The sequence below is a fragment of the Shinella sp. 838 genome (assembly GCF_029623935.1).
In the GTDB taxonomy this organism is placed as follows: Bacteria; Pseudomonadota; Alphaproteobacteria; order Rhizobiales; family Rhizobiaceae; genus Shinella.
Genome location: NZ_JARSBQ010000004.1, coordinates 108,861 through 131,280 on the forward strand (window position 1 = coordinate 108,861; position 22,420 = coordinate 131,280).

The 22,420-nt window shown below is 63.0% G+C and carries 22 protein-coding genes; 16 read left to right on the plus strand and 6 right to left on the minus strand.

The annotated features are described in order from the left end of the window. Positions 1-84: 84 nt before the first annotated feature. Positions 85-1,566, plus strand: a complete 1,482-nt coding sequence (locus P9A16_RS15115; protein WP_024271206.1) for an NAD-dependent succinate-semialdehyde dehydrogenase — start codon at positions 85-87, stop codon at positions 1,564-1,566. Positions 1,567-1,602: 36 nt separating this feature from the next. Here P9A16_RS15115 and P9A16_RS15120 read toward each other — a convergent pair whose 3' ends face one another. The 4 genes from P9A16_RS15120 to P9A16_RS15135 are packed head-to-tail and all read right to left on the minus strand — an operon-like array spanning position 1,603 to position 3,960. Beyond that, positions 1,603-1,998, minus strand: coding sequence for a type II toxin-antitoxin system VapC family toxin (locus tag P9A16_RS15120; RefSeq protein ID WP_023514377.1), 396 nt, complete (start codon positions 1,996-1,998; stop codon positions 1,603-1,605). Continuing rightward, positions 1,998-2,273, minus strand: a complete 276-nt coding sequence (locus P9A16_RS15125) for a type II toxin-antitoxin system VapB family antitoxin (RefSeq protein WP_024271205.1) — start codon at positions 2,271-2,273, stop codon at positions 1,998-2,000. The genes P9A16_RS15120 and P9A16_RS15125 overlap by 1 nt, the downstream gene beginning before the upstream one ends. Positions 2,274-2,294: 21 nt before the next feature. Then, positions 2,295-2,939, minus strand: coding sequence for a maleylacetoacetate isomerase (gene maiA / locus P9A16_RS15130; RefSeq protein WP_023514379.1), 645 nt, complete (start codon positions 2,937-2,939; stop codon positions 2,295-2,297). A 4-nt stretch (positions 2,940-2,943) separates the two neighbouring features. Further along, positions 2,944-3,960 (minus strand): fumarylacetoacetate hydrolase family protein, encoded by a 1,017-nt coding sequence (locus tag P9A16_RS15135; RefSeq protein WP_023514380.1) that lies wholly within the window; start codon positions 3,958-3,960, stop codon positions 2,944-2,946. Between the two features lie 115 nt (positions 3,961-4,075). Here P9A16_RS15135 and P9A16_RS15140 point away from each other — a divergent pair, with 115 nt between their 5' ends. Continuing rightward, positions 4,076-4,636 (plus strand): DUF2585 domain-containing protein, encoded by a 561-nt coding sequence (locus P9A16_RS15140; protein ID WP_023514381.1) that lies wholly within the window; start codon positions 4,076-4,078, stop codon positions 4,634-4,636. A 2-nt stretch (positions 4,637-4,638) separates the two neighbouring features. Here P9A16_RS15140 and hmgA read toward each other — a convergent pair whose 3' ends face one another. Then, entirely contained in the window at positions 4,639-5,970 is a 1,332-nt protein-coding gene (gene hmgA, locus P9A16_RS15145) for a homogentisate 1,2-dioxygenase (RefSeq protein ID WP_023514382.1), read from the minus strand. 81 nt (positions 5,971-6,051) lie between these two features. On the opposite strand from hmgA, the gene P9A16_RS15150 reads away from it, so the two are divergent. The 6 genes from P9A16_RS15150 to P9A16_RS15175 all read left to right on the plus strand — a co-directional run bounded on the left by P9A16_RS15150 (position 6,052) and on the right by P9A16_RS15175 (position 11,205). Beyond that, positions 6,052-6,510 (plus strand): MarR family winged helix-turn-helix transcriptional regulator, encoded by a 459-nt coding sequence (locus P9A16_RS15150; protein ID WP_023514383.1) that lies wholly within the window; start codon positions 6,052-6,054, stop codon positions 6,508-6,510. Between the two features lie 88 nt (positions 6,511-6,598). Further along, the gene (locus P9A16_RS15155) at positions 6,599-6,853 is read left to right on the plus strand and encodes a WGR domain-containing protein (protein ID WP_023514384.1); all 255 of its coding nucleotides are present in this window, start codon (positions 6,599-6,601) and stop codon (positions 6,851-6,853) included. 239 nt (positions 6,854-7,092) lie between these two features. Beyond that, entirely contained in the window at positions 7,093-8,304 is a 1,212-nt protein-coding gene (repA, locus tag P9A16_RS15160; protein WP_024271204.1) for a plasmid partitioning protein RepA, read from the plus strand. 2 nt (positions 8,305-8,306) lie between these two features. After that, a complete protein-coding gene (repB, locus tag P9A16_RS15165; RefSeq protein WP_023514386.1) occupies positions 8,307-9,338 on the plus strand; it encodes a plasmid partitioning protein RepB in 1,032 nt (343 codons plus the stop codon). A 157-nt stretch (positions 9,339-9,495) separates the two neighbouring features. After that, a complete protein-coding gene (gene repC, locus P9A16_RS15170) occupies positions 9,496-10,818 on the plus strand; it encodes a plasmid replication protein RepC (protein WP_278025749.1) in 1,323 nt (440 codons plus the stop codon). Between the two features lie 93 nt (positions 10,819-10,911). Next, a complete protein-coding gene (locus P9A16_RS15175) occupies positions 10,912-11,205 on the plus strand; it encodes a DUF6074 family protein (RefSeq protein WP_023514388.1) in 294 nt (97 codons plus the stop codon). 2 nt (positions 11,206-11,207) lie between these two features. On the opposite strand, the gene P9A16_RS15180 is transcribed toward P9A16_RS15175, so the two are convergent. Further along, on the minus strand, positions 11,208-11,789 hold the full coding sequence (locus tag P9A16_RS15180) for a LysE family translocator (protein ID WP_023514389.1): 582 nt from the start codon (positions 11,787-11,789) through the stop codon (positions 11,208-11,210). 148 nt (positions 11,790-11,937) lie between these two features. Here P9A16_RS15180 and P9A16_RS15185 point away from each other — a divergent pair, with 148 nt between their 5' ends. The 8 genes from P9A16_RS15185 (at position 11,938) to P9A16_RS15220 (ending at position 22,396) form a co-directional block, all read left to right on the plus strand. Further along, positions 11,938-12,438: a heme-degrading domain-containing protein gene (locus P9A16_RS15185; RefSeq protein WP_278025750.1), complete on the plus strand. Its 501-nt coding sequence runs from the start codon at positions 11,938-11,940 to the stop codon at positions 12,436-12,438. A 115-nt stretch (positions 12,439-12,553) separates the two neighbouring features. After that, entirely contained in the window at positions 12,554-14,377 is a 1,824-nt protein-coding gene (locus tag P9A16_RS15190) for a sensor histidine kinase (RefSeq protein WP_023514391.1), read from the plus strand. Further along, positions 14,374-15,729: a sigma-54-dependent transcriptional regulator gene (locus P9A16_RS15195; RefSeq protein WP_023514392.1), complete on the plus strand. Its 1,356-nt coding sequence runs from the start codon at positions 14,374-14,376 to the stop codon at positions 15,727-15,729. The genes P9A16_RS15190 and P9A16_RS15195 overlap by 4 nt, the downstream gene beginning before the upstream one ends. 199 nt (positions 15,730-15,928) lie before the next feature. Further along, entirely contained in the window at positions 15,929-16,912 is a 984-nt protein-coding gene (locus P9A16_RS15200) for a tripartite tricarboxylate transporter substrate-binding protein (protein ID WP_023514393.1), read from the plus strand. Positions 16,913-17,058: 146 nt separating this feature from the next. Then, a complete protein-coding gene (locus P9A16_RS15205; RefSeq protein WP_023513888.1) occupies positions 17,059-17,520 on the plus strand; it encodes a tripartite tricarboxylate transporter TctB family protein in 462 nt (153 codons plus the stop codon). 9 nt (positions 17,521-17,529) lie between these two features. Next, positions 17,530-19,035, plus strand: coding sequence for a tripartite tricarboxylate transporter permease (locus P9A16_RS15210; RefSeq protein ID WP_023513889.1), 1,506 nt, complete (start codon positions 17,530-17,532; stop codon positions 19,033-19,035). 132 nt (positions 19,036-19,167) lie between these two features. Further along, complete coding sequence (locus P9A16_RS15215) at positions 19,168-20,052, plus strand: helix-turn-helix transcriptional regulator (protein ID WP_023513890.1); 885 nt, start codon at positions 19,168-19,170, stop codon at positions 20,050-20,052. 160 nt (positions 20,053-20,212) lie between these two features. Continuing rightward, entirely contained in the window at positions 20,213-22,396 is a 2,184-nt protein-coding gene (locus P9A16_RS15220) for a TonB-dependent siderophore receptor (RefSeq protein ID WP_037408648.1), read from the plus strand. Positions 22,397-22,420: the final 24 nt, after the last annotated feature.

Genomic DNA, 22,420 nt, shown 5'->3' on the forward strand with positions numbered 1-22,420 from the left:
GACACTGAAACACATCCTCTCAAGGCGACACCCGGAGCTCAAGCTCCGGGTGAACGGCTTTCCATGTCCGAAAGGAAGGACACCATGGCTTTCTACGATGCTCTCACCCGGCACCTGACGTCGGCCGATCTCCTGCGCGATGCGGGTTATGTCAACGGCAACTGGATCGGCGGAAACGGCGCGGCAACCTTCGACGTCTTCAACCCGGCCACCGGCGAAAAGCTCGCCACACTGCCGGAAATGGGCGCCGGCGAAACGGCCGCGGCGATCGACGCGGCCTATGCGGCACAGCAGGTCTGGGCCGCCCGCCCGGCGAGGGACCGCAGCATCCTCCTGCGCAAGTGGAACGACCTCATCATCGCGAATGCCGACGAACTGGCCGCGATCCTGACTGCCGAAATGGGCAAGCCGCTGGCGGAAGCCAAGGGCGAAATCCTCTATGCCGCCTCCTATGTCGAGTGGTATGCGGAAGAGGCCAAGCGCATCAACGGCGAGACGATTCCGGCTCCGTCGGCCGACAAGCGCATGCTGGTCATCAAGCAGCCCGTCGGCGTCGTGGGCACGATCACGCCGTGGAATTTCCCTGCCGCGATGATCGCCCGCAAGGTGGCGCCCGCACTTGCCGTCGGCTGCACGGTCGTTTCCAAGCCGGCCGAGCAGACGCCGCTTTCGGCCATTGCCCTTGCGGTGCTCGCCGAAAAGGCCGGTATTCCCGCGGGCGCCTTCAACGTCATTCTCGGCACGGATGGTCCGGCGATCGGCAAGGAGCTCTGCTTCAACCCGAAAGTCCGCAAAATCTCGTTCACGGGTTCGACGGAGGTCGGTCGCATCCTGATGCGCCAGTGCTCCGACCAGATCAAGAAGGTGAGCCTGGAGCTCGGCGGCAACGCACCCTTCATCGTCTTCGACGACGCGAATATCGATGCGGCCGTGGAAGGCGCCATGGCGTCGAAATATCGCAATGCCGGCCAGACCTGCGTCTGCGCCAACCGTCTCTATGTGCAGTCGAATGTCTATGACGTCTTTGCCGAAAAGCTGGCGAAGAGGGTTGCCGAGCTCTCGGTCGGCGATGGCTTCGACAAGGGCACGACGATCGGCCCGCTCATCGAGGAAGCGGCGATCGACAAGGTCGAGGCGCATATTGCCGATGCCGTCTCCAAGGGAGCGTCCGTGGTGGCCGGCGGCAAGCGCGTCGACGGCAAGGGCACCTTCTTCCAGCCGACCGTTCTGAAGAACGTCGCACGCGGCATGACGGTCGCACGGGAGGAAACCTTCGGTCCCGTCGCCCCGCTCTTCCGCTTCGACACCGTCGAGGACGTGATCGCGCAGGCGAACGACACCGAGTTCGGCCTTGCCGCCTACTTCTTCGCCGGCGATCTCAAGAAGGTCTGGAAGGTGGCCGAAGCGCTGGAATACGGCATGGTCGGCGTCAATACCGGCCTCATTTCCTCCGAGGCTGCGCCCTTCGGCGGCATCAAGCAGTCCGGTCTCGGCCGCGAAGGCTCCGCCCATGGTGCCGACGACTATCTCGAACTGAAATATGTCTGCATGGGCGACGTCGCCTGATGATACCGGGATCGCCCCGCTTCGGCAGGGCGATCCTCAGGCGGTCTCGATATCCGTCTGCGGAAAGTCGTCGCCTTTGTGGAGCAGTGGCATATCGAGCTGCCTTGCGCAGGCATAGGCGAAGCAGTCTCCGAAGTTGAGACCTGCAGAATGGCGGCCCTTGCCGAAGCGGTGGTATGCATCGACGGCCGCTGCCGCGATTGCCGGCTCGATGGCAATGATCTGGACGTCAAACAGCCGGATATAGGCCTCGACCTCGCGCAGGGCGGCGTTCGGTTCAAGTCGGAAAATCCGGCTATAAGCAACGGACGCTTCCCAAAGCGCCATAGCCGAGGTCGTCGGAGAACGCGCGGCCGCCAAGCGCGCCGACAGCGATGCGGCATCGCTTTCGTTTGTCATCATGGCGACGATTGCTGAAGCGTCGAGGAACATCAATCCTCGTAGAGACTGTCGATGAAGGCTTTGTCGGCCTTGAGGCCAGTGGGGGCGTACTTCCTGTTGAGTTCCCTTGTCATGGCCACGGCCTTCTCGACCAATGTCGGTTCACTCTCCACGCGCTGCAGCTCATGCACGAGAGCCTGCCGCACCGCCTCGGTCTTGCTGACCTTGCGCAGCGCGGACAGTCGTTGGGCAAGCCGGTCGACCTCCTGGTCCTTCACATAGAGCGGCATGGTATATCCTTCCTCCGTCGAGGGTATATATACCATGCCGGAACCTTGCCTGAAAGATCAGGCCGGCTTGACCGCGTCAGGGTGCGCAGCCTGGAAAGCAGTAAGGGCGCGGCAGGTTTCGGCGATGCGTCGTACCTGTTCGAGGGCCGACAGATCGACGCCCCAGCGCTCGGCATTGTAGACCTGTGGCACGAGGCAGAAATCCGCCATGGTGGGCGTGTCGCCATGGCAGAAGGTGCCGGTCGCCGGGGCATCGAGGAGCTTTTCGACGGCCAGAAGGCCTTCGCCGATGTACTTCTTCATCCAGGCGACGCGCGTCTCTTCCCCTCCCCCCGCCAGCGTCATGACATGGCCGATGACGCCGGTGTTGCAGACGGCGTGGATTTCCATGGCGATTGCATAGGAAAGCGTGCGCACCCGCTGCCGACCCAGCGGATCGGCAGGCAGGAAACGCGCCTCGGGGCGAGTTTCGGCAAGATACTCGATGATAGCAAGCGATTGCGTCAGGACGTGCCCGTCGATCGACAAGGCCGGCACGAGGCCCTGCGGGTTGCGGGCGCGGTGTTCCGCGGAACGCTGCTGACCGGCCAGGAGATCAACGGATTCGCGCCGGTAGGACAGGCTGAGGCTTTCGAGCGCGATGCGCACACGGTAGCTGGCGGATGAGCGCCAGTAATCGAAGAGGATGATCTCGTCGTGCACTGGCTCAGCCTTTCTCGTATCGCTCGACGGTCTGTTCGATCGCGCCGAAGATCGAGTGGCCCGTCTTGTCCTTCATCTCGATGCGCACGGTGTCGCCGAATTTCATGAAGGGTGTCTTGGGCGCGCCCGAGGCGATCGTCTCGATGGTGCGGATTTCCGCGATGCAGGAATACCCCGCCCCACCTTCGGCGACCGGCTTGCCGGGGCCGCCATCAAGCTTGTTGGAGACGGTGCCGGAGCCGATGATCGAGCCGGCGACGAGCGGCCGGGTTTTGGCGGCATGGGCGACGAGTTCGGCAAAGTCGAAGGTCATGTCGATACCGGCATTGGCCTTGCCGAAGGCCTTGCCGTTCAGGGAGACGAGGAGCGGCAGGTGCAGCTTGCCGCCGTCCCAGGCATCGCCCAGTTCGGCGGGGGTCACCGCGACAGGCGAGAAGGCCGAGGAGGGTTTCGACTGGAAGAAGCCGAAGCCCTTGGCGAGTTCACCCGGAATGAGGCCACGCAACGACACGTCGTTGACGAGCATGACGAGCTTGATTGCCTGCCGCGCCTCCTCGACGCTCGCGCCCATCGGCACGTCGTCCACGATGACGGCGATCTCGCCTTCCATGTCGATGCCGAAGGCCTCATCCGCCGCAAGGATCGGGTCTCGCGGTCCCAAAAAGCTGTCGGAGCCGCCTTGATACATCAGGGGATCGGTCCAGAAGCTCTCGGGCATTTCGGCATTGCGTGCCTTGCGCACGAGTTCGACGTGATTGACATAGGCCGAGCCGTCCGCCCACTGGTAAGCGCGGGGCAGTGGCGATGCGGCGTCGTGTTCGTGGAAGCGGGCGGTCGGTTGCGAACCGGTTTCCAACCCTTCGGCGACCCGCTCAAGCCGCGGGGCGACATGTTCCCAGTCGTCCAGCGCATCCTGGAGAGTGCGGGCGATATGCCCCACTTCCGAGCAGCGCGTCAGGTCGCGCGAGACGACGACCAGGCGGCCGTCGCGGGTGGAATTTTTCAGTGTCGCAAGCTTCATGCGTCCTACTCCCGATCTTGTTTCCGGCCGTGCGATCGTGTCATCTTCCGGCCGCCTGTCTCCACCCTCGTGCGCCGGTCGTTCCGGCGCATCGCTTTTCCGAGGAAATCCCGTCTTGAACCGTACGGTGCTGAATTCCCTGCTGCTGGTCGCCGGCTTCGTCGGCGCGACGGCCATCATCCTTTATACGATGGGTCAGCCGCTCATCTGCAAGTGCGGATATGTCAAACTCTGGCATGGCGTGGTGATTTCTTCGGAAAACTCGCAGCACCTGTCCGATTGGTACACGCCGAGCCACATCATCCACGGTATCCTGTTCTTCGGCCTCTTCACGTTCCTCCTGAAGAAGGCGAGCCTCAAACTGCGGCTTGCTCTCTCGCTGGTGCTGGAATGCGCCTGGGAAATCCTCGAAAACACCGACATGATCATCAATCGCTATCGCGAGGCGACGATCTCGCTCGACTATTTCGGCGACAGCGTGATCAATTCGAGCGCGGACATTCTCGCCATGGTGGTCGGCTTCTTCCTCGCGGCACGCCTGCCCGTCTGGGCGAGCGTGGCGATCATCGTCGTCTTCGAGGCGACCACCACCTGGCTCATCCGCGATGGCCTGGCGCTCAACATCCTGATGCTCGTCTGGCCGCTGGAGGCGGTGAAGGCCTGGCAGGGCGGCTGACGTCATTTGATGCCCGGCGTTCCGTCGAACTTGCGTTCCAGCCCATCCCAGCATTCTAGATAGTTGTCCTGCAGGGTTTCCAGCTCGGCCGCGAACTTCGTGATCTGCTGGGGGAAGCGCGTCTCGAACATGAAGGCCATGGTGTGGTCGAGTTTTACAGGCTTAAGCTCGCTGTTCGCGGCTTTCTCGAAGCCGGTCGCATCGGGCCCGTGTGGTAGCATCATGTTGTGAAGGCTCATGCCGCCGGGCACGAACCCCTCCTCCTTGGCGTCGTACTGGCCGTGGATCAGGCCCATGAATTCGCTCATGATGTTGCGGTGATACCAGGGCGGGCGGAAGGTGTGCTCGGCCACCATCCAGCGCGGCGGGAAGATGACGAAGTCGATGTTCGCGGTGCCGGCCTCCTCGGTCGGCGCAGTCAGCACGGTGAAGATCGACGGGTCGGGATGGTCGAAGAGGATCGCGCCGACCGGCGAATAGGCCCTGAGGTCGTATTTGAACGGTGTGTAGTTTCCGTGCCAGGCGACGACGTCGAGCGGGGAATGGCCGATCTCGGTCACATAGAACTTGCCGCACCATTTGACGTGCACGCGGCAGGGCGTCTCCTTGTCCTCATAGGCCGCGACCGGCGTCTTGAAGTCGCGCGGATTGGCAAGGCAGTTGGCGCCGATCGGCCCGCGGTCCGGCAGGGTGAATTTCGCGCCGTAGTTCTCGCAGACATAACCGCGCCAGGTGTCGCCCTCGCCGATGCGCGCGACCTTGAACATCATGCCGCGCGGGATGAGGCAGATTTCCAGCGGCTCGACATCCATGATGCCCATTTCGGTGAAGATACGGACGGCACCGAGCTGCGGCACGACGAGAAGCTCGCCGTCAGCATTGAAGAAATAGTCGTCCACCATGTCGGCGTTGAACGTATAGGCATGCGCTGCCATGCCGACCTGCGTCAGCACGTCGCCGGCCGTTGTCATGGTGCGGATACCTTGAAGGAAATTCTGTGTCTCGTCAGACGCCGGCAGCGGGTTCCAGCGCAGCTGGCCGAGCGGCAGGGAATGATCGTCGAGGCAGGGCGCGGTCTTCCAGTGTGGGTAGCTGGCAGTGGAGAAGCGGCGGGTGTGGCGCACGCTTGGGCGGATTCGGTAGAGCCAGGAGCGCTCGTTGGTGCCGCGCGGTGCAGTGAAAGGTGATCCGGAAAGCTGTTCGGCATAAAGGCCGTAGTTGCATTTCTGCGGGCTGTTCTGGCCCTGCGGCAGGGCACCCGGCAGCGCCTCCGTTTCGAAATCATTGCCGAAACCCGGCATGTATTTCAGGCTGTTGGCGGCATGATCCGACATGGCTGGTCCTCCTCCTGCAAGGCGCTTGTCCTCAAGTGGTTGCAGATGTAACTGTCCATTTTGTAACCATCAAGGCGCGCCATGGATTTCAAGCTCGAGACGTTCCTGCCCTATCGGCTCAATCTCGCCGCCGAGCTGGTCAGCCAGCGCTTTGCCGCGCAATACCGTGCGCGCTACCGCATGACGCGGCCCGAATGGCGGGCGCTCGCCGCACTCGGCGCCTACGGGCGCATGACGGCGACGGAGATCGGCGCGAACTCCAGCATGCACAAGACGAAGGTGTCGCGTGCCGTGCGGGCGCTGGAGGAAAAACGCTGGCTGAAGCGGCGCGAGGATTTGGACGATCGCCGGATCGAGCACCTCGAACTGACGCCGGCGGGACGGCGCATCTATGGCGAAATGGTCGTGGTGGCACGGGAGTACGAGCGGGAGCTTGCCCGGCTTCTCGGTGGCGGCGGGCTGAAGCAGCTGGAGGCCGGTCTTGCCGCCGTCGAGGCGAAGCTGGCGGTGCCGACGGTTCGTCGTGTGCCGAAGGACTGACGATACATCAATGCTGTGAAACGATCGACCCTGATCGATTCATATCTTTCGTTGGACGGTGATTCGCGCCTTCGGCAGACTCGCGTCCATGCCCAATACGTCCCCACCCCCGCTGCCCAGCTATCGTTTTCGCCGTATCGATGCGGTGCGCAACATGGCGCGCTTCTATATGCTTTCGTTGGAGCCGACCCTTTTCGGCGAGGTCGCGGTGCTGCGTCACTGGGGCCGTATCGGCACGCACGGCCGGCAGGTGCTGAACCTCTATCCCTCGCTGGCGGAGGCAGAGACGGTGCTCGCGCGACAGGTCGCGCTTCGGCGCAGGCGGGGCTATGTCGAGGCTTGAGGGACCAGATTCGGCGGTCCCGGAAGAAAAATGCAAACTTTCTTGAGTTTTCCCCAGCCGAATCGCGCGGCCTCGATAGGCGACCGATGGTCAATAGGCTAAAGTCTGGATTATTGGGTGCTAGCTCCGTCCCGTGACGGGCGCGTTAACCCTTTTTGCCTTGCCCTGGAATCAGAATCGCGTCTAAATGCGTTTTAAACCTGCAAATGGGTTTGAAATCGCATTTTGAGATTCTCGACATGAATATGGCCGCAACGTTCGGACGGGCAATTTCCGAGGTCGATCAACTGATCATCGGACAGGCGCACGAACTGTCAGACAAACTGAAGCAGCACCGGCTGGAGATGTTCCCTCCCGTCGCACAGAAGAACCTGCGCCAGTTCCAGCTGAGCGAGGCCGCACATTTCCTGGGCGTCACCAGCGGCTACCTGCGCAATCTTTCGCTGGAATCCAAGGGGCCGCTGCCGCAGGTCACGCCTTCTGGCCGCCGGTCCTATTCGGCTGAGCAATTGCAGGAGATGCGCGAGTATCTCGAGCAGAACGGCCGTGCCGGTCAGCGCTACGTGCCGCGCCGCCGCGGCGGCGAACACCTTCAGGTCATCGCGGTCGTCAACTTCAAGGGCGGCTCCGGCAAGACGACGACGACGGCCCACCTCGCCCAACACCTCGCGCTGACAGGGCACCGGGTGCTGGCGGTGGATCTCGACCCGCAGGCCAGCCTTTCGGCGGTGCACGGCTTCCAGCCGGAGTTCGACGTCAACGAGAACGAGACGCTTTACGGGGCCATCCGCTATGACGACCAGCGGCGGCCGCTGAAGGAAATCATCCGCAAGACGAACTTCCCGGGCCTCGACATCGTGCCGGGCAATCTCGAACTCATGGAGTTCGAGCACGACACGCCGCGGGTTCTCGCGCAGGGCGACCGGAGCGATTATGGCCGGATCTTCTTCGCACGGCTCGATGAGGCTCTGTCGTCCGTAGCCGACGACTATGACGTGGTGGTGATCGACTGCCCGCCGCAGCTCGGCTTCCTGACGATGAGCGCGATCTGCGGCGCGACGGCAGTGCTGATCACGGTGCATCCGCAGATGCTCGACGTCATGTCCATGTGCCAGTTCCTGCAGATGCTGGGGGAAGTGCTGAACACGCTGAAGAGCGCGGGTGGCAACATGAACCTCGACTGGCTGCGGTATCTCGTTACCCGCTACGACCCGGCCGACGGGCCGCAAACCCAGATGGTCGCCTTCATGCGCTCACTGTTCAAGCAGCATGTCCTGACCAATCCGATGGTGCGAAGCGTTGCCATTGCCGATGCAGCGCTGACCAACCAGACGCTTTACGAAGTTGACCGGAGTCAGTTCACACGTGCCACCTATGACCGGGCGCTCGAATCCATGGAGGCGGTCAACGCGGAAATCGTTGAACTGATCCACAAAGCATGGGGGCGCTGACCATGGCGCGCAAGAACGTTCTTTCCAACCTGATGTCCCCGACGACGACGGAACAAGTGGCGCCGGTAACCCCCGGCAACGACGAGCCGCGCCAGCATGTGACCTACAAGGGCATCGGCGCGCTTGGCGCTGTTACGCGCAGTATCGACGCGCTGGCCGCCAAGGCGGATGCGGCAAAAGAGATCGAAGCGAAGTTGACGGCCGGCGAGGTCGTCATCGAGCTTGAGCCCGATCAGATCGAAGAATCCTTCGTTTCCGACCGCCTTGCCCATTCGGACGAGCAGTTCCGTGACCTCGTTGAGGCTATGCGCGTGCGAGGGCAAGACTCGCCGATCCTCGTTCGTCCGCATCCAGCCAAGGACGGTATCTACCAGATCGCCTTCGGCCATCGCCGCGCCAAGGCTGCGCGCCTGCTCGGGCGGCCTGTTCGCGCTGTCGTCAAGGCGTTGACCGACCGGGACCACGTTATCGCGCAGGGCCAGGAAAACAGTGCGCGCGCTGACCTTTCCTTCCTCGAAAGGGCAACCTTTGCCGGGGAGCTGGAGGCGCGTGGCTTCGACCGCGAAACGATCATGGCGGCGCTGAGTGCCGACAAGACGACCGTGTCCAAGATGCTCTCGGTGGTGAACCGCATTCCCAAGACGGTGCGGACCGGCATCGGCCCGGCGCTCGCCATCGGGCGAGACCGCTGGCACGAGCTGGCCACCCGCTTCGACGAGCCCGCCAACGAGGACAGGGCGATGGAATTCCTGGCCCGCGACCGGGTGAAAGCCCGTGCACCCGAGGACCGTTTCAATCTCGTCAGCAGCCACCTTGCCCGCAAGGACGCCCCGGAGGCTGTCGCAAAGCCGGCGCCGGCCGAGTGGGTCCGCAAGGATGGCCCGGTGCGCGCCAGCATCAAGACCACCGGTCGCCAGTACACGATTGCGCTGAAATCCGCGGATGCCTTGGCCTTTGGCGCTTACATTACCCAGAACCTGGACCGCCTCTACGAGGCGTTCCGGACGGAAAATGCAGATAAATCAGGAGATTGATCCGCAAAAGAAAAAGGCCCCCTCAACGTTACCGTCGTGGAAGCCCTTCTCATCGTTTAGCAGCCTGAGAGTCGCACTTCCCCGAATCACAGTCAAGCCTTTTTGGCGCCGGTTCCGGTGATGGGGTTTCTTTTGCCTGTTGAAAAGGTGAAGAGACATGGAGACGGACGGCATAACGACGCCCTTCGGGCGGCGGGCGATGACGCTTGGCATGCTCGCAAGCCAGGCGATCGCAAAATCAGTCCCGCCGGATGCGAGCGTGGACAAGTGGAAGCTGTATCGGTGGCTCTGTGAAGCGCGGCCGAAGCTGGGCATCAGCGACCGGGCGCTTTCGGTGCTGAATGCGTTGATGAGCTTTTATCCGAAGACCGACCTTGCCGGAAGCGACGGGCTGGTGGTGTTCCCCTCGAACGCTCAGCTTTCGCTGCGCACGCACGGCATGGCGGAGACGACGCTGCGCCGGCATCTCGCGGCGCTGGTGGAAAGTGGCCTTCTCACCCGGCGCGACAGCCCGAACGGCAAGCGCTATGTGCGACGCGACCCGCAGGGCGCGATCGGTGAAGCCTTCGGCTTTTCACTGGCCCCGCTGCTTGCCCGGGCCGAGGAAATCGAACAGCTTGCCGCCGAGGTGGTTGCCGAGCGCCTGTTACTGCAGCGGCTGCGGGAGCGTGTGACGCTCGTGCGCCGGGATATTGCCAAGCTGATCGGGACCGCGCTGGAAGACGGGCTTGCGGGTGACTGGATGCGTTACGAAGCCGATTTTCGAGTGCTTGTGCTTGCCCTGCCACGCGTACCGACACCGGAAATCCTGACGCCGGCCCTCGCCGCGCTGGAAGCGTTGCGAGCGGAAATCATCAACCACCTGGAACGGCAGGTTATTTTGAAAAAATCGGCGGGCAATGCCGGCCAAACTGAGCGGCACAAACAGAATTCAAAACCCGACTCATCCTCTGATTTTGAACCTCACTTCGAATCGAAGCAGGGCGGCGATGCCGAGAGAGAACAGGAGCGGGTGGCTGTGCAGCACGGCAATGGCGATGAAAAAACGAGCGGACGCTATTCGCAGTGGCCTGTCGATGTCCCGACGACGGCGAAAGGAGTTCATCCACAGCCGGCGAATGTTTCGGATGCGCTCAAGCCCTATCCGCTGGGTCTTGTGCTGCAGGCGTGCCCGGAAATCGTCGCCTTCGGTCCGGGTGGAGCGATATCGAGCTGGCGCGATCTGATGACCGCGGCGGTGGTGGTGCGCTCAATGCTGGCGGTCAGCGCTTCGGCCTATGAGAACGCCTGTGCGATCCTCGGGCCGGAGAACGCGGCGACGGTCATTGCCTGCATTCTTGAACGCGCCGGGCACATCAACTCGGCGGGCGGCTATTTGCGTGACCTCACCCGGCGGGCGGAACGCGGGGAGTTTTCGCTCGGGCCGATGCTGATGGCGCTGACGCGGGCAAACGAGAAGCCAGTACGGCAGGTGGGGTGACGGTGCCAGGGCGGTACACGAAATTCACTTTGGAAACCGGGCATTAACCATGGATTCCCTAATCATGGGGGGAAGACAAGGAAGCCCGAATCAATGCCCCCATATGCCGCGATCCAGCCGCACCGCCGCTCTGTTGCCAACGAGAATGGACCGGTCGTCCCGTTTCCCGTCGAACGCCGCACGGCCCATGTCCGCCGCTGTGCCGGGGAACTGGGCGGCCTGCATGGCGATGAAGCGCGGCTATACTGGGTGAAGGTGTGCCGTGAACTTGCGGCCGAGCTGCAGAAGCTTGGATCGAACGAAACCCAGGCACGGGCCGCCGTTTTCGCCTTTCAGGACGAGGTGCAGCAGGAACTCATGCGCCTGCATCAGGTCGATGAGGCCTGATCTCAAATAAGCCCGGAAGCGGTTCCCGCCAGCCCGAGCGAAAACACGCCGAGGCAGACGGCTGCAACGCGGTAGACAAGTTGCGGCGACAGAACCGGCGCGCGACCAATCAGGCTGCCTAGAACGAGAAAACTCGTGCCGGCGCCCGCAACCAGCAGGCTGAACAACCCTATCGCCGGGGCGATCTGCGAAAGCGGGCCGTGTGGCATGATGACGAGACCGATAATCGGTGCTTTCGGGTTGAGGACGGTTGTCAGGAAGACCTGACCGATGGTTACGGTAGAGGCACTGTCCGGGGTCGTCTCGCTGGACGAGACGCGCCAAAGCCGAATGGCCAGAAAAAGCACCCACAAGGCAGCCACGAGCCGAAGGGTGACGGCAAGCGCCGGGCGCCCTTCCAGCAGAGACGCGGCAATCGTTGCCAGTGGCACGACGACGACAAGATAGCCTGCAAGCTCCCCGATCAGCAGCGGGAGGCTCGAGCGGAATCCGCGCGCTGCGGCGCCGACCGTCAGAAGGGTGTTGGTTGGTCCAGGCGTGAGCAGCAGCGCGAGAATGGCGACGATGAAAAAGCTGTCGGGCATGAGTGTTCCACGGGTGGGGAGGATCTGTACGGCTCCACCCTAGGCACTTCCTGCACCGCGGCCTTGATCTCCGTCAAGAGCGCGGTGTCTTCCCCCGCATGCGAAGTCCCGGTAAGGATCGGATCAAGATCACGAGAGGGAGACGACAATGACCGAGATGATTGCGGACGACATCCGCCGGCTGGAGGAACAGGAGCGCCTTCTCCGGTTCAGCCGGTTCAGCCCGGACGATGCCTGGGCGCTCGGCAATCGGGTTCGCGAGACGGCGCTCGCCCGTGGCGCGGGTGTGGCGATCAATATCTCCCTGCGTGATCGGCCGTTGTTTCATTGCGCCCTCCCCGGAACATCGACCGACAATGTCGAGTGGATCCGACGCAAGCGAAACACGGTGCTGCGGCTCTGGCACTCCTCCTATCTCGTAGGGCGGAGGCTGGCGCTTTCCGGCCGGGACCAAATGGAAGCGCATAATCTCCCGCATGCCGACTTCGCAGTGCACGGCGGCAGCGTCCCGCTCTTCGTAGCGGATCTCGGCTGCGTGGGAGCCGTTACGGTTTCGGGCGTGCCACAGCGCATAGACCACGCCATTGTCGCGGATGCGATCGCCGGCTTCTTGAACATCGACCTTGGCGAAGCCCGCTTGCCGGACTAGCGTCCCTCCCCTCCCCTCCCCTCCCCTCCCCTCCCCTCTAGGAAAGATCGACCCGGCTCATTAGGATAAGCTGCGGCCGCTTGGCCGGGAGGAAGCGGAGAGGAGCCGTCGTTCCGTGAAATTGCGTCATGCCCTGGCATTCGTGATCCTGCCGATCGTCGTGGTGCTCACCATCCTGCAAGGCGGCGCGCTGTTGACCCGCAGCTACATGGGCGAAGCCTCCTTGCAGGCCGGCACGACGCTTCGCCTTGCGGTTGCGGCGCTCGGCGGGCATCTCAGCCGCTACGAGCCCCTGCCCGCGCTGATCGCTGATCACGACGATATCGAAGCGCTGCTCCAGGCGCCCGCGGACCCGGAGCTGCGCCGGACCGCAAGTCAATACCTCAAGGAGATCAACAGCCTTCTGGAGTCCTCGGACATTTATGTGATGACGCCGGACGGCAACACGATCGCGGCCAGCAATTACGAGGCGCCCGGAACCTTCGTCGGCCAGAATTTCGACTACCGTCCCTACTTTCAGGAGGCGATCGCGGGTCGGCAGGCAAGGTTCTATGCGCTTGGTACGACATCGCTGAGACGGGGGTACTATTTCTCCTCGCCGGTGGAAGTCGGTGGTACTATCCTCGGTGTTATCGTCTTCAAGGTGGACATTGACACCATTGAGGCTTCCTGGCGCGGTGGCGAATACGAAATCTTCGTCGCAGATCCCGAAGGCATCATCTTCATGACGGGGAACGAAAAGTGGCTCTACAACGGCATTCTGCCGTTGGACGCCCCTCGCCTCGCCCGTACCCAGGCTTCCCGGCGCTACGCCGAAGCGGCATTGAAACCCCTGCCCGTCACCGAAAGTGTTTACTACGGTCAACATTTGATGCGGATCGCCGGTGAAGGCTCGACGCGGGAATATCTGCAGCTCTCGCAATACATGCCGGAGGCGGACTGGACCGTGAATGTGCTGCTCGACACAGCCTCGGTGCGCACGCAGGCCCGGACCGCCCTCATCGCCATTCTGCTGTTCATCTGCCTTGCGGGCCTTGGACTTGCCGTGCTCTGGCAACGTCGCGCCCGGGTCGTGGAGCGGCTCCGGCTCCAGGAGGAGGCGCGCAATGAGCTTGAGCGGCGCGTCGAGGAGCGCACTGCCGATCTCGCCCGCGTCAACGAACAGATCGAACTCGAAGTCGCCGAACGACGGCTGACCGAGCAGGAGCTGCGCAAGACTCAGGCCGATCTCATCCAGGCCGGCAAGCTTGCCGGTCTCGGCCAGATGTCAGCCGCCCTCTCCCATGAACTCAACCAGCCGCTTGCCGCGGCGAAAACCTATGCGGACAGCGCGGCGCTGCTGATCGATCGGGGCCGTGTGCCTGAAGCGCAAGATAATGTCCGCCGCATCTCCGCCCTCGTCGACCGCATGGCCTCGATAAGCCGTCACTTACGCAACTTTGCCCGCAAGCCGAACGAGAAACTGGGAGCCGTTCCCCTCCCCGATGTCATCGCCGATACGGTGGAGATCGTCACCCCGCGGCTGAAGGCGGCGGATGCGAAGCTGGAGGTCGCACTTGATGAGCAGGCATTCGTCGTGCGCGCCGGGCCGGTCCGCCTCCAGCAGGTGCTTGTCAACATCATCAGCAATGCGGCCGATGCGGTCGAGGGACTGGATGACCGGCTGATCCGGCTTTCCGCGCATCGCGAAGGCGATCATGTCATCATCGAAGTGCGCGATCACGGACCGGGCGTACCGGCTGCAATTGTCGATCGTATCTTCGATCCCTTCTTTACGACCAAGGGCGTCGGCAAGGGACTTGGCTTGGGTCTCTCCATTTCTTATAATATTATCAAGGACTTCGGTGGAAGTCTCTCTGCAGTGAGCCATCCCGACGGAGGCGCTGTTTTCCGTATTACGCTCGATGTCGCAACCCCTGCGCAGGAGGCGGCAGAATGAGCGGACCGCGCATTCTGCTGATCGACGACGAAGAAGAGATGCGCCGCTCCTCGGCGCAGGCCCTCGAACTGTTCGACCTGACGGTGGATACCTTTGCCAGTGCGGAGCCGGTGCTGGAACTCGTCGGCTATGCCTTCGACGGGGTTGTCGTCAGCGACATCCGTATGCCCGGCATGGACGGCATGACGCTGTTGCAGCGCATTCGCGAGGTGGATCCGGAAGTCCCGGTTATCCTGGTGACCGGGCATGCGGATGTGCAACTTGCCGTCAGCGCCATGCGGGCCGGCGTCTATGACTTCCTGGAAAAGCCGTTCACGGCGCAGCATCTCGCCGGCATCATCCGCCGTGCGATGGACCGCCGCAGCCTGGTGCTGGAGAACCGCCGCCTGCGCGCCGTCGCCGGCAAGCGGGACGACATCGAAGCCCGGCTGCCGGGTCGAACGCAGATCATGGTGGACCTTCGGTACAGGTTGAGAGCGATCGGCGCGACGGATGCCGATACGCTGGTGATCGGCGAGACCGGGGCCGGCAAGGAAGTGGTGGCACGCGCGCTGCACGATATCAGCGCCCGCGCAAACCGCCCCTTCATCGCCATCAACTGCGCGGCCCTGCCGGAAAACCTCATCGAGAGCGAGCTCTTCGGCCACGAGGCGGGAGCCTTTCCCGGCGCCCTGCGGCCGCGCTTCGGCAAATTCGAACACGGCCGTGGCGGCACCATCCTGCTGGACGAGATCGGCTCCATGCCCTTCGACCTGCAGGCAAAGTTCCTGCGCGTTCTGCAGGAGCGGGTCATCACCCGTCTCGGCTCGAACGAGCCCGTGCCGCTCGACGTGCGCTTCATTGCGACCAGCAAGGTGGATCTGGCGGCGGAGGTGGCGGCCGGACGGTTCCGGGCCGACCTCCTCTATCGGCTCAATGTCGCGACGTTGCATGTGCCCTCGCTCGCGCAGCGCCGGGCGGATATTCCCCTGCTCTTCCTCCAGCTTGTGCGCGAGGCCGCGGCGCGATACGGCCGCAGCGACATTGACGTTCCCCCGCAGTTGACGGCGGACATTGCCGGCCGGAGCTGGCCGGGCAACGTGCGGGAGCTGCGCAATTTCGCGGACAGGCTCGTGCTGGGGCTCGATACTGCGCCGGACGAGGCGTCGCCGGAGTCCGCACCGCAGCGCCTTGCCGACAGGGTCGCCGCCTATGAGCGAGGTTTGATCGCCTCGGCACTGGCTGCCCATGGCGGCAGTCTGAAGCCTGTTTACGAGCAGCTCGGGGTCTCCCGCAAGACGCTTTACGAGAAGATGCAGAAGTACGGGCTCGATAAAAATTTCGCGTCTGGGCTGCTTCAGGACGACATTTGAGGCGTTGGTGGGTGGATTTCCACCCACTCGTGTGCAGGTTTGTTCCCATCTCCACCCATCGTGCCAAGTTTACGGCGGTAAACTCGCCCGTAAAATTCCCTCGCCGCTTGCCGACTCGCCATCCCGGAGGCCCTTCTAGGTCATCCAGAACCGGCGCGGGAGGAGCCACGTCGGCTGGGCATTTCATCGGGAGGATTTGATGAAGACATTGAAAGCCCTGTTCGGCGTCTCGGCCGCACTCGCCGTATCGCTGCTCGCCACGTCGGCACTCGGCCAGACCTATCCGGAACGGACCATCACCATGGTGGTGCCCTTCTCCGCGGGCGGTCCGACCGATACGGTCACCCGCCTCGTTGCAGAAGCGATGTCAAAGGATCTCGGCCAGCAGATCGTGGTCGAGAATGTCGGCGGCGCCGGCGGCACGCTGGGTGCGGGCCGTGTGGCCAGCGCAGACCCGGACGGTTACACGCTGCTGCTCCACCATATCGGCATGGCGACCAGCGCGACGCTCTATCGCAAGCTCGCCTATGACACTTTGAACGCCTTCGAATATGTCGGCCTCGTCACCGATGTGCCGATGACGATCGTCGCCCGCAAGGATCTCGAGCCGACGGACCTCAAGGGCCTGATTGACTACATGAAGGCGAACAAGGATACGGTGACCGTGGCCAATGCCGGCATCGGCGCGGCCTCGCATCTGTGCGGCATGCTGCTGATGAGCGCCATGCAGACGCAGTTCGTTACCGTTCCCTACAAGGGCACCGGCCCGGCGATGACGGATCTGCTCGGCGGCCAGGTCGACGTGATGTGCGACCAGACGACCAACACGACGAAGCAGATCCAGGGCGGCACGATCAAGGCCTATGCGGTGACCTCCCCTGCCCGGCTCGGCAATCTGCCGGATGTCCCGACGGCGGAAGAAGCCGGTCTCTCCGGCTTCCAGGTCGGCATCTGGCACGGCGTCTATGCGCCCAAGGGTACGCCGGCCGACGTGGCGGAACGCCTGTCCAAGTCGCTGCAGGCCGCGCTGAAGGACCCCAACGTCGTCGCCCGCTTTGCCGAACTCGGCACGGCGCCGTCGGCAGAGGCAGACGCAACGCCGGCTGCCCTGAAGGCAAAACTCGAAGGCGAGATCGCGCGCTGGAAGCCCGTCATCGAGGCGGCCGGCCAGTACGCTGACTGAGGTCAACCGCCGCCGTCGCGTGTCGTTTCCGTCGAGATGACGGAAACGACACGGCGGTGCACGGAGTGGCTCGCGGCGGCAGTCGATGCCGCCACGAGCCCTGACCGCCTGCGCGGCCCGTCCCGGTCGCTGGAAGAGGGGAACCCATGAAACAATTACAGTTCGACGGTACCAATGCGATCTGCGGCCTGACCTTTATCGCGCTTGGCGGCTTCTTTATCTATCAATGCCTCAACCTTGAGCTCGGCACGGCTTTCCGCATGGGGCCGGGTTACTTCCCGTTAATCCTCGCCGCGATCCTGACGCTGCTCGGCGTCGTCGTGCTGGTGCAGGCGACACGGGTGCAGGGCGAGCCCATGGCCCCGCTGGCGCTGCGCGGCATGCTGTTCATTCTGCCGGCGCCCGTTTTCTTCGGGCTCACCGTGCGCGGGCTCGGCTTCGTGCCGTCGCTGTTCTTCGCCGCGCTCATCGCCGCCTTCGCCTCGACGCGCATGAAGCCGCTGATGGCGCTGGTGCTCGCAGGGGCGATCACGCTCTTTTCCGTCCTGGTGTTCAGCTACGCCCTCGGGTTGCCGTTCGAACGCTTCGGCCCCTGGACCCGGCTTTAGGAGGCGCGTATGGATCTTGTCAGCAATCTCGCGCTCGGCTTTTCCACCGCGGCCTCGCCGGAAAACCTCGCCTTCTGCCTGATCGGCGTGCTGCTCGGAACGCTGATCGGCGTTCTGCCCGGTATCGGCGCGACGGCGACCATCGCCATGCTCCTGCCGATCACCTTCAAGCTGGAGCCGGTCTCTTCGCTGATCATGCTCGCCGGCATCTACTACGGCGCGCAATATGGTGGCTCGACCACGGCGATCCTGATCAACATGCCGGGCGAGTCTTCATCCGCCGTGACCGCCATCGACGGTTATCAGATGGCCCGCAAGGGCAGGGCAGGAGCGGCGCTCTCCATCGCTGCGCTCGGCTCGTTCTTCGCCGGCACGGTCTCCACCTTCCTCGTCGCGATCTTTGCCATTCCCCTGACAGCCATCGCACTCGAATTCGGCGCTGCCGAGTACTTTTCTCTGATGGTCGTCGGTCTGGTTTCCTCCATCGCGCTGGCCCACGGCTCGATCGTCAAGGCACTGGCCATGGTGGCGCTGGGCTTGCTGCTCGGCCTCGTCGGTACGGACATCTATACCGGCACGCCGCGCTTCACCCTCGGCATTCGCGAATATGCCGACGGGCTCAACTTCGTTGCCGTTGCGGTCGGCGTCTTCGGCGTCGCCGAGATCCTGCGCAACCTCGAGGGGGAGAAGACGCGCAGCCTCATCATGGCCAAGGTGTCCGGGCTCTGGCCGACGAAGGACGACTTCCGGCGCATGGTCGGTCCGGTGCTGCGCGGCACGGCCATCGGCTCGGCGCTCGGCATTCTGCCGGGGGGAGGGGCGATCCTCGCGGCCTTCGCGTCCTACACGGTGGAAAAACGTGTATCGGATCATCCCGAAGAGTTCGGCCACGGCGCGGTTGCAGGTGTCGCCGGGCCGGAATCGGCCAACAATGCGGGTGCCCAGACCTCGTTCATCCCGCTGTTGACGCTCGGCATCCCCGCCAACCCCGTCATGGCGCTGATGGTCGGGGCAATGATCATCCAGGGCATCGTGCCGGGGCCGAATGTCGCGACCGAGCAGCCGACGCTGTTCTGGGGCATCATCGCCTCGATGTGGATTGGCAACCTGATGCTTGTCGTGCTGAACCTGCCGCTGATCGGCCTCTGGGTGAAGCTGCTGACGGTGCCCTACTACGTGCTTTTCCCGATCATCATGGCGTTCTGCTCGATCGGCGTCTACAGCGTCAACTCGAACGTCTACGACCTCTATGCGGTCGCGCTGTTCGGCCTTGGCGGGTATCTGCTGGTCAAGTTGCGCTGCGAGCCGGCGCCGCTGCTGCTCGGCTTCGTGCTCGGGCCTTTGCTGGAGGAGAACCTGCGCCGCGCCATGATCCTGTCGCGCGGCGACCCGACCACCTTCGTCACACGCCCGATCAGCGCAATTCTGCTGGCACTGGCGCTGGCCGTTCTCATCATCGTCTTCCTGCCTTCGGTCAAGAAGAAGCGTGAAGAGGTTTTCCAAGAAGAAGACTGAAACAGGAAAACCTGCGGGGGAGGGGAGGAGTGGCGACGAGCCGCTCCTCCTCGCATTTTAGCGATATTGCATTGCGGCAGAAACCGGGTTAAAAAACTTGAGGAAAAATAGAAGGAATATCAGCAGGGGAAGATGACGTTCCAGCCGCGCATGCAGAACAGGATCGAGGGCTTTTCCGTCGTCGGCGGTCTCAACCGTCGCCACTGGAATGGTATCGTCGCCGATGTCTGGGATGTCGAATGCGCGGCCCATGCAGGCGGCTATTATGTCGGCCGGGACCCGCGGCTTTTCATCCTGCTCGACAAGCAGGGGCCGGGCGATTCTCGCATTCGCCTTGCGCCCGGGGGGAGCGAATCCGTCGAGGACTGGCGGCATTGCCCGATTGCCTACATCCCCGCGAATTTTGAACTCTGGGCGGATCTCGCCGATCACCAGTTCCTGCGCCATCTCGACCTGCATTTCGATGTGGAAACGGTTGGCCGGCGCCTGGCGGAGGATCTCGATCCGGAGCGGCTCGCCACCCCGAAGCTGTTCTTCTCCGATGACCGCCTGTTTTCGCTGGCGCAGCTCATCGCTGCCGAATGTATCAATCCGTTGCCGCTGCATGACCTCTATGGCGACGGCCTGGCGCTGGCGCTGATCATCGATGTCATGAAGCTGGGTAAGATGCCGGGCCGTAAGCGCGGCAAACTGGCGGGCTGGCAACTTCGTCGCGCGACCGACTTCATTGAAGAAAACTGCTTGCGCAACATCCGGCTGGAGGAACTCGCCAGCCTGATCGGCCTGTCGCAATCCCATTTCAGCCATGCCTTCAAGGCATCGACCGGCATTGCGCCCCATCAATGGCAGGTGAATGCGCGGCTGCGCCGGGCCAAGCAATTGCTTTTGCAAGGTGATCAGCCTCTGACGGAGATCGCCGTCGAGACCGGATTTTCCGACCAGGCGCATTTCACCCGGGTTTTCCGCAAGAATTTCGGCACGACCCCGGCCCATTGGCAGAAAGTGCAGCTGACCTGAGCTTGCGCGGTCGGGCGATTGTTCGCTCCGTGGAAAATTGCCCAAGAACGTACAATTTTCGCGGAATGCGACAAGCCCGATCGTTAAAATTGAGTTAAGCACTCACCTTATTGTTGGAAGACCGTTCTGGCTGGCGAACGGGTGAGTGGGGTATGCGCAGATGATGATGAAATCGAAGGGGCCGGCGCCGCGAGCAAGGCTTTTGGCGGGTGTTGCAATGTCCATGCTCGCCGGGCTGGGCCATGCCGCGGCCCAGGACAGCACGACGCTCAATCCCGTAGTCGTCGAGGGGACCGGCGGGGAGGGGGAGGCCTCCGCGGCGGGACCTGTCAGGGGCTATGTCGCCAAGGTGTCCGCTACCGGCTCGAAATCCGATACCGCGCTTCGCGACATCCCCCAGGCCGTTTCGGTCATCGGCCGGGATGAACTCGAGGACCGCGGCGTCGTCGGCAAGGTGGACGAAGCGCTGCGCTACACGTCCGGCGTCTTCGCCGAACCCTTCGGCTCCGATCCGGACACGGACTGGATCTACATTCGCGGTTTCGATGCCAGCCAGACAGGGCTTTTCCTCGATAGCCTCAATCTCTTCAGTTATTCGTTCGGCAACTTCCAGGTTGATCCGTTCTTCCTCGAACGAGTGGAAGTGCTGAAGGGGCCGGCCTCCGTGCTCTACGGCGCGGCCAATCCCGGCGGTCTTGTCAATATGGTCGGCAAGCGACCGCTCGAGGAGAAGCTGGTCTACAGCGAGATCGGCGTCAACAATTACGGCAATGCCTTCGCCGGTTTCGACGTCAACACACCGCTTGGGAGCGGCGTCAATTTCCGCCTTACGGGCAAGCTTGCGGGCGGTGACCAGACGACCGACTATTCGGAAGACCTGCGCGGCGGGATCATGCCGCAGGTTACCTGGCAGCCGGATGATGCGACGAAGCTCAACGTCTACGCCTTCTACAGCGCCATGGACCAGGTGCATGTCGGCAACGGCTTCTATCCCTACTACGGGACCGTGGAATCGGCGCGCTTCGGCAAGATCGATCCGGAAGGTTTCTATGGCGAGCCGTCGTCCGATGATGGCGGTTACCAGCAATTCCTGCTCGGCCACGAGTTCGAGCACACCTTCGACAACGGCTGGACCTTCTCGCAGAACGGTCGCTACGGTCACCTCTCGAAGGAGGAGACCATGGCCTACATTTACGGTTACTACAACCGGGACACGGATGCAGGCTGGCTGGAGCAGCCGGATGGCAGCACGGATACGTTTACCCGCATCGGTTTCCATGGCGACACCGAGGTGGATACCTTCGCGCTCGACAACCGCCTGAACGGCACGTTCCAGACGGGCGGGCTGGAGCACGACCTGACGGTCGGTCTCGATTTCAAATACTACAGGATCGACCAGACCCAGGCCGCGGGCGGTGCGACGCCGATCGACGTGCTCGACCCGCTCTACGGTGTCGCTCAGGGTGACAAGTTCGTCTATCTCGATCAGGTGTTGACGCAGCGCCAGGTCGGCCTCTATGCGCAGGATCAGATCCGCTTCGGCGGCGGCTTCATCGCCACCCTGAACGGGCGCTACGACTTCGTGCGCACCGAATCCGATGCTGCGGTCGGCTATAGCTACACCTCCGACGACAAGGCCGCGAGCGGCCGTGCAGGCCTCGCCTACGAATTTGCCAACGGCTTTACCCCCTATGCCAGCGTTTCGACGTTCTTCCTGCCAGTTATCGGTGCAAGCGCGACAGCACCGATCAAGCCGGAGGAAGGCTATCAGCTCGAAGGCGGCTTCAAGTACGAGCCGACGGGCTTTGACGGCATGCTCACGGCTTCGGTCTTCCATCTCGTGAAACAGAACTGGACCGTCACCGACCCGTTGACCTTCCTGCAGTCGCAGATCGGCGAAGTGACCTCGACGGGGATCGAACTGGAAGCGAAGGCGCAGATCGCCAACGACTGGAGGGCGACGGCGGCCTTCACCTACCAGAAGCTGGAAATGACGGAACACGCCGACCGGACCCTGATCGGCAACAGCCCCTATCTGGTGCCGGAAGTCACCGCATCGCTCTGGCTCGACTACACTATCCCGGAAGGCGTGCTGGAAGGGCTCAGCGTCGGCGGCGGCGTGCGCTACCAGGGCGAATCCTGGGCTGATTACGCCAACACCAAGAAGGTGCCGGACGTGGTGCTCGCCGACGCGGCGCTGCGCTACGAAAAGGACGGCTGGGGCGCGGCGCTCAACGTCACCAACCTCTTCGACAAGGAGTATGTGAAGGGGTGCCAGACCACCATGGTCTGCGGCTACGGCGATGGCCGTACCATTACCTTCAAGCTCAGCCGCACCTGGTAAGGGGCAAAGGCGCACCGAGGCTCC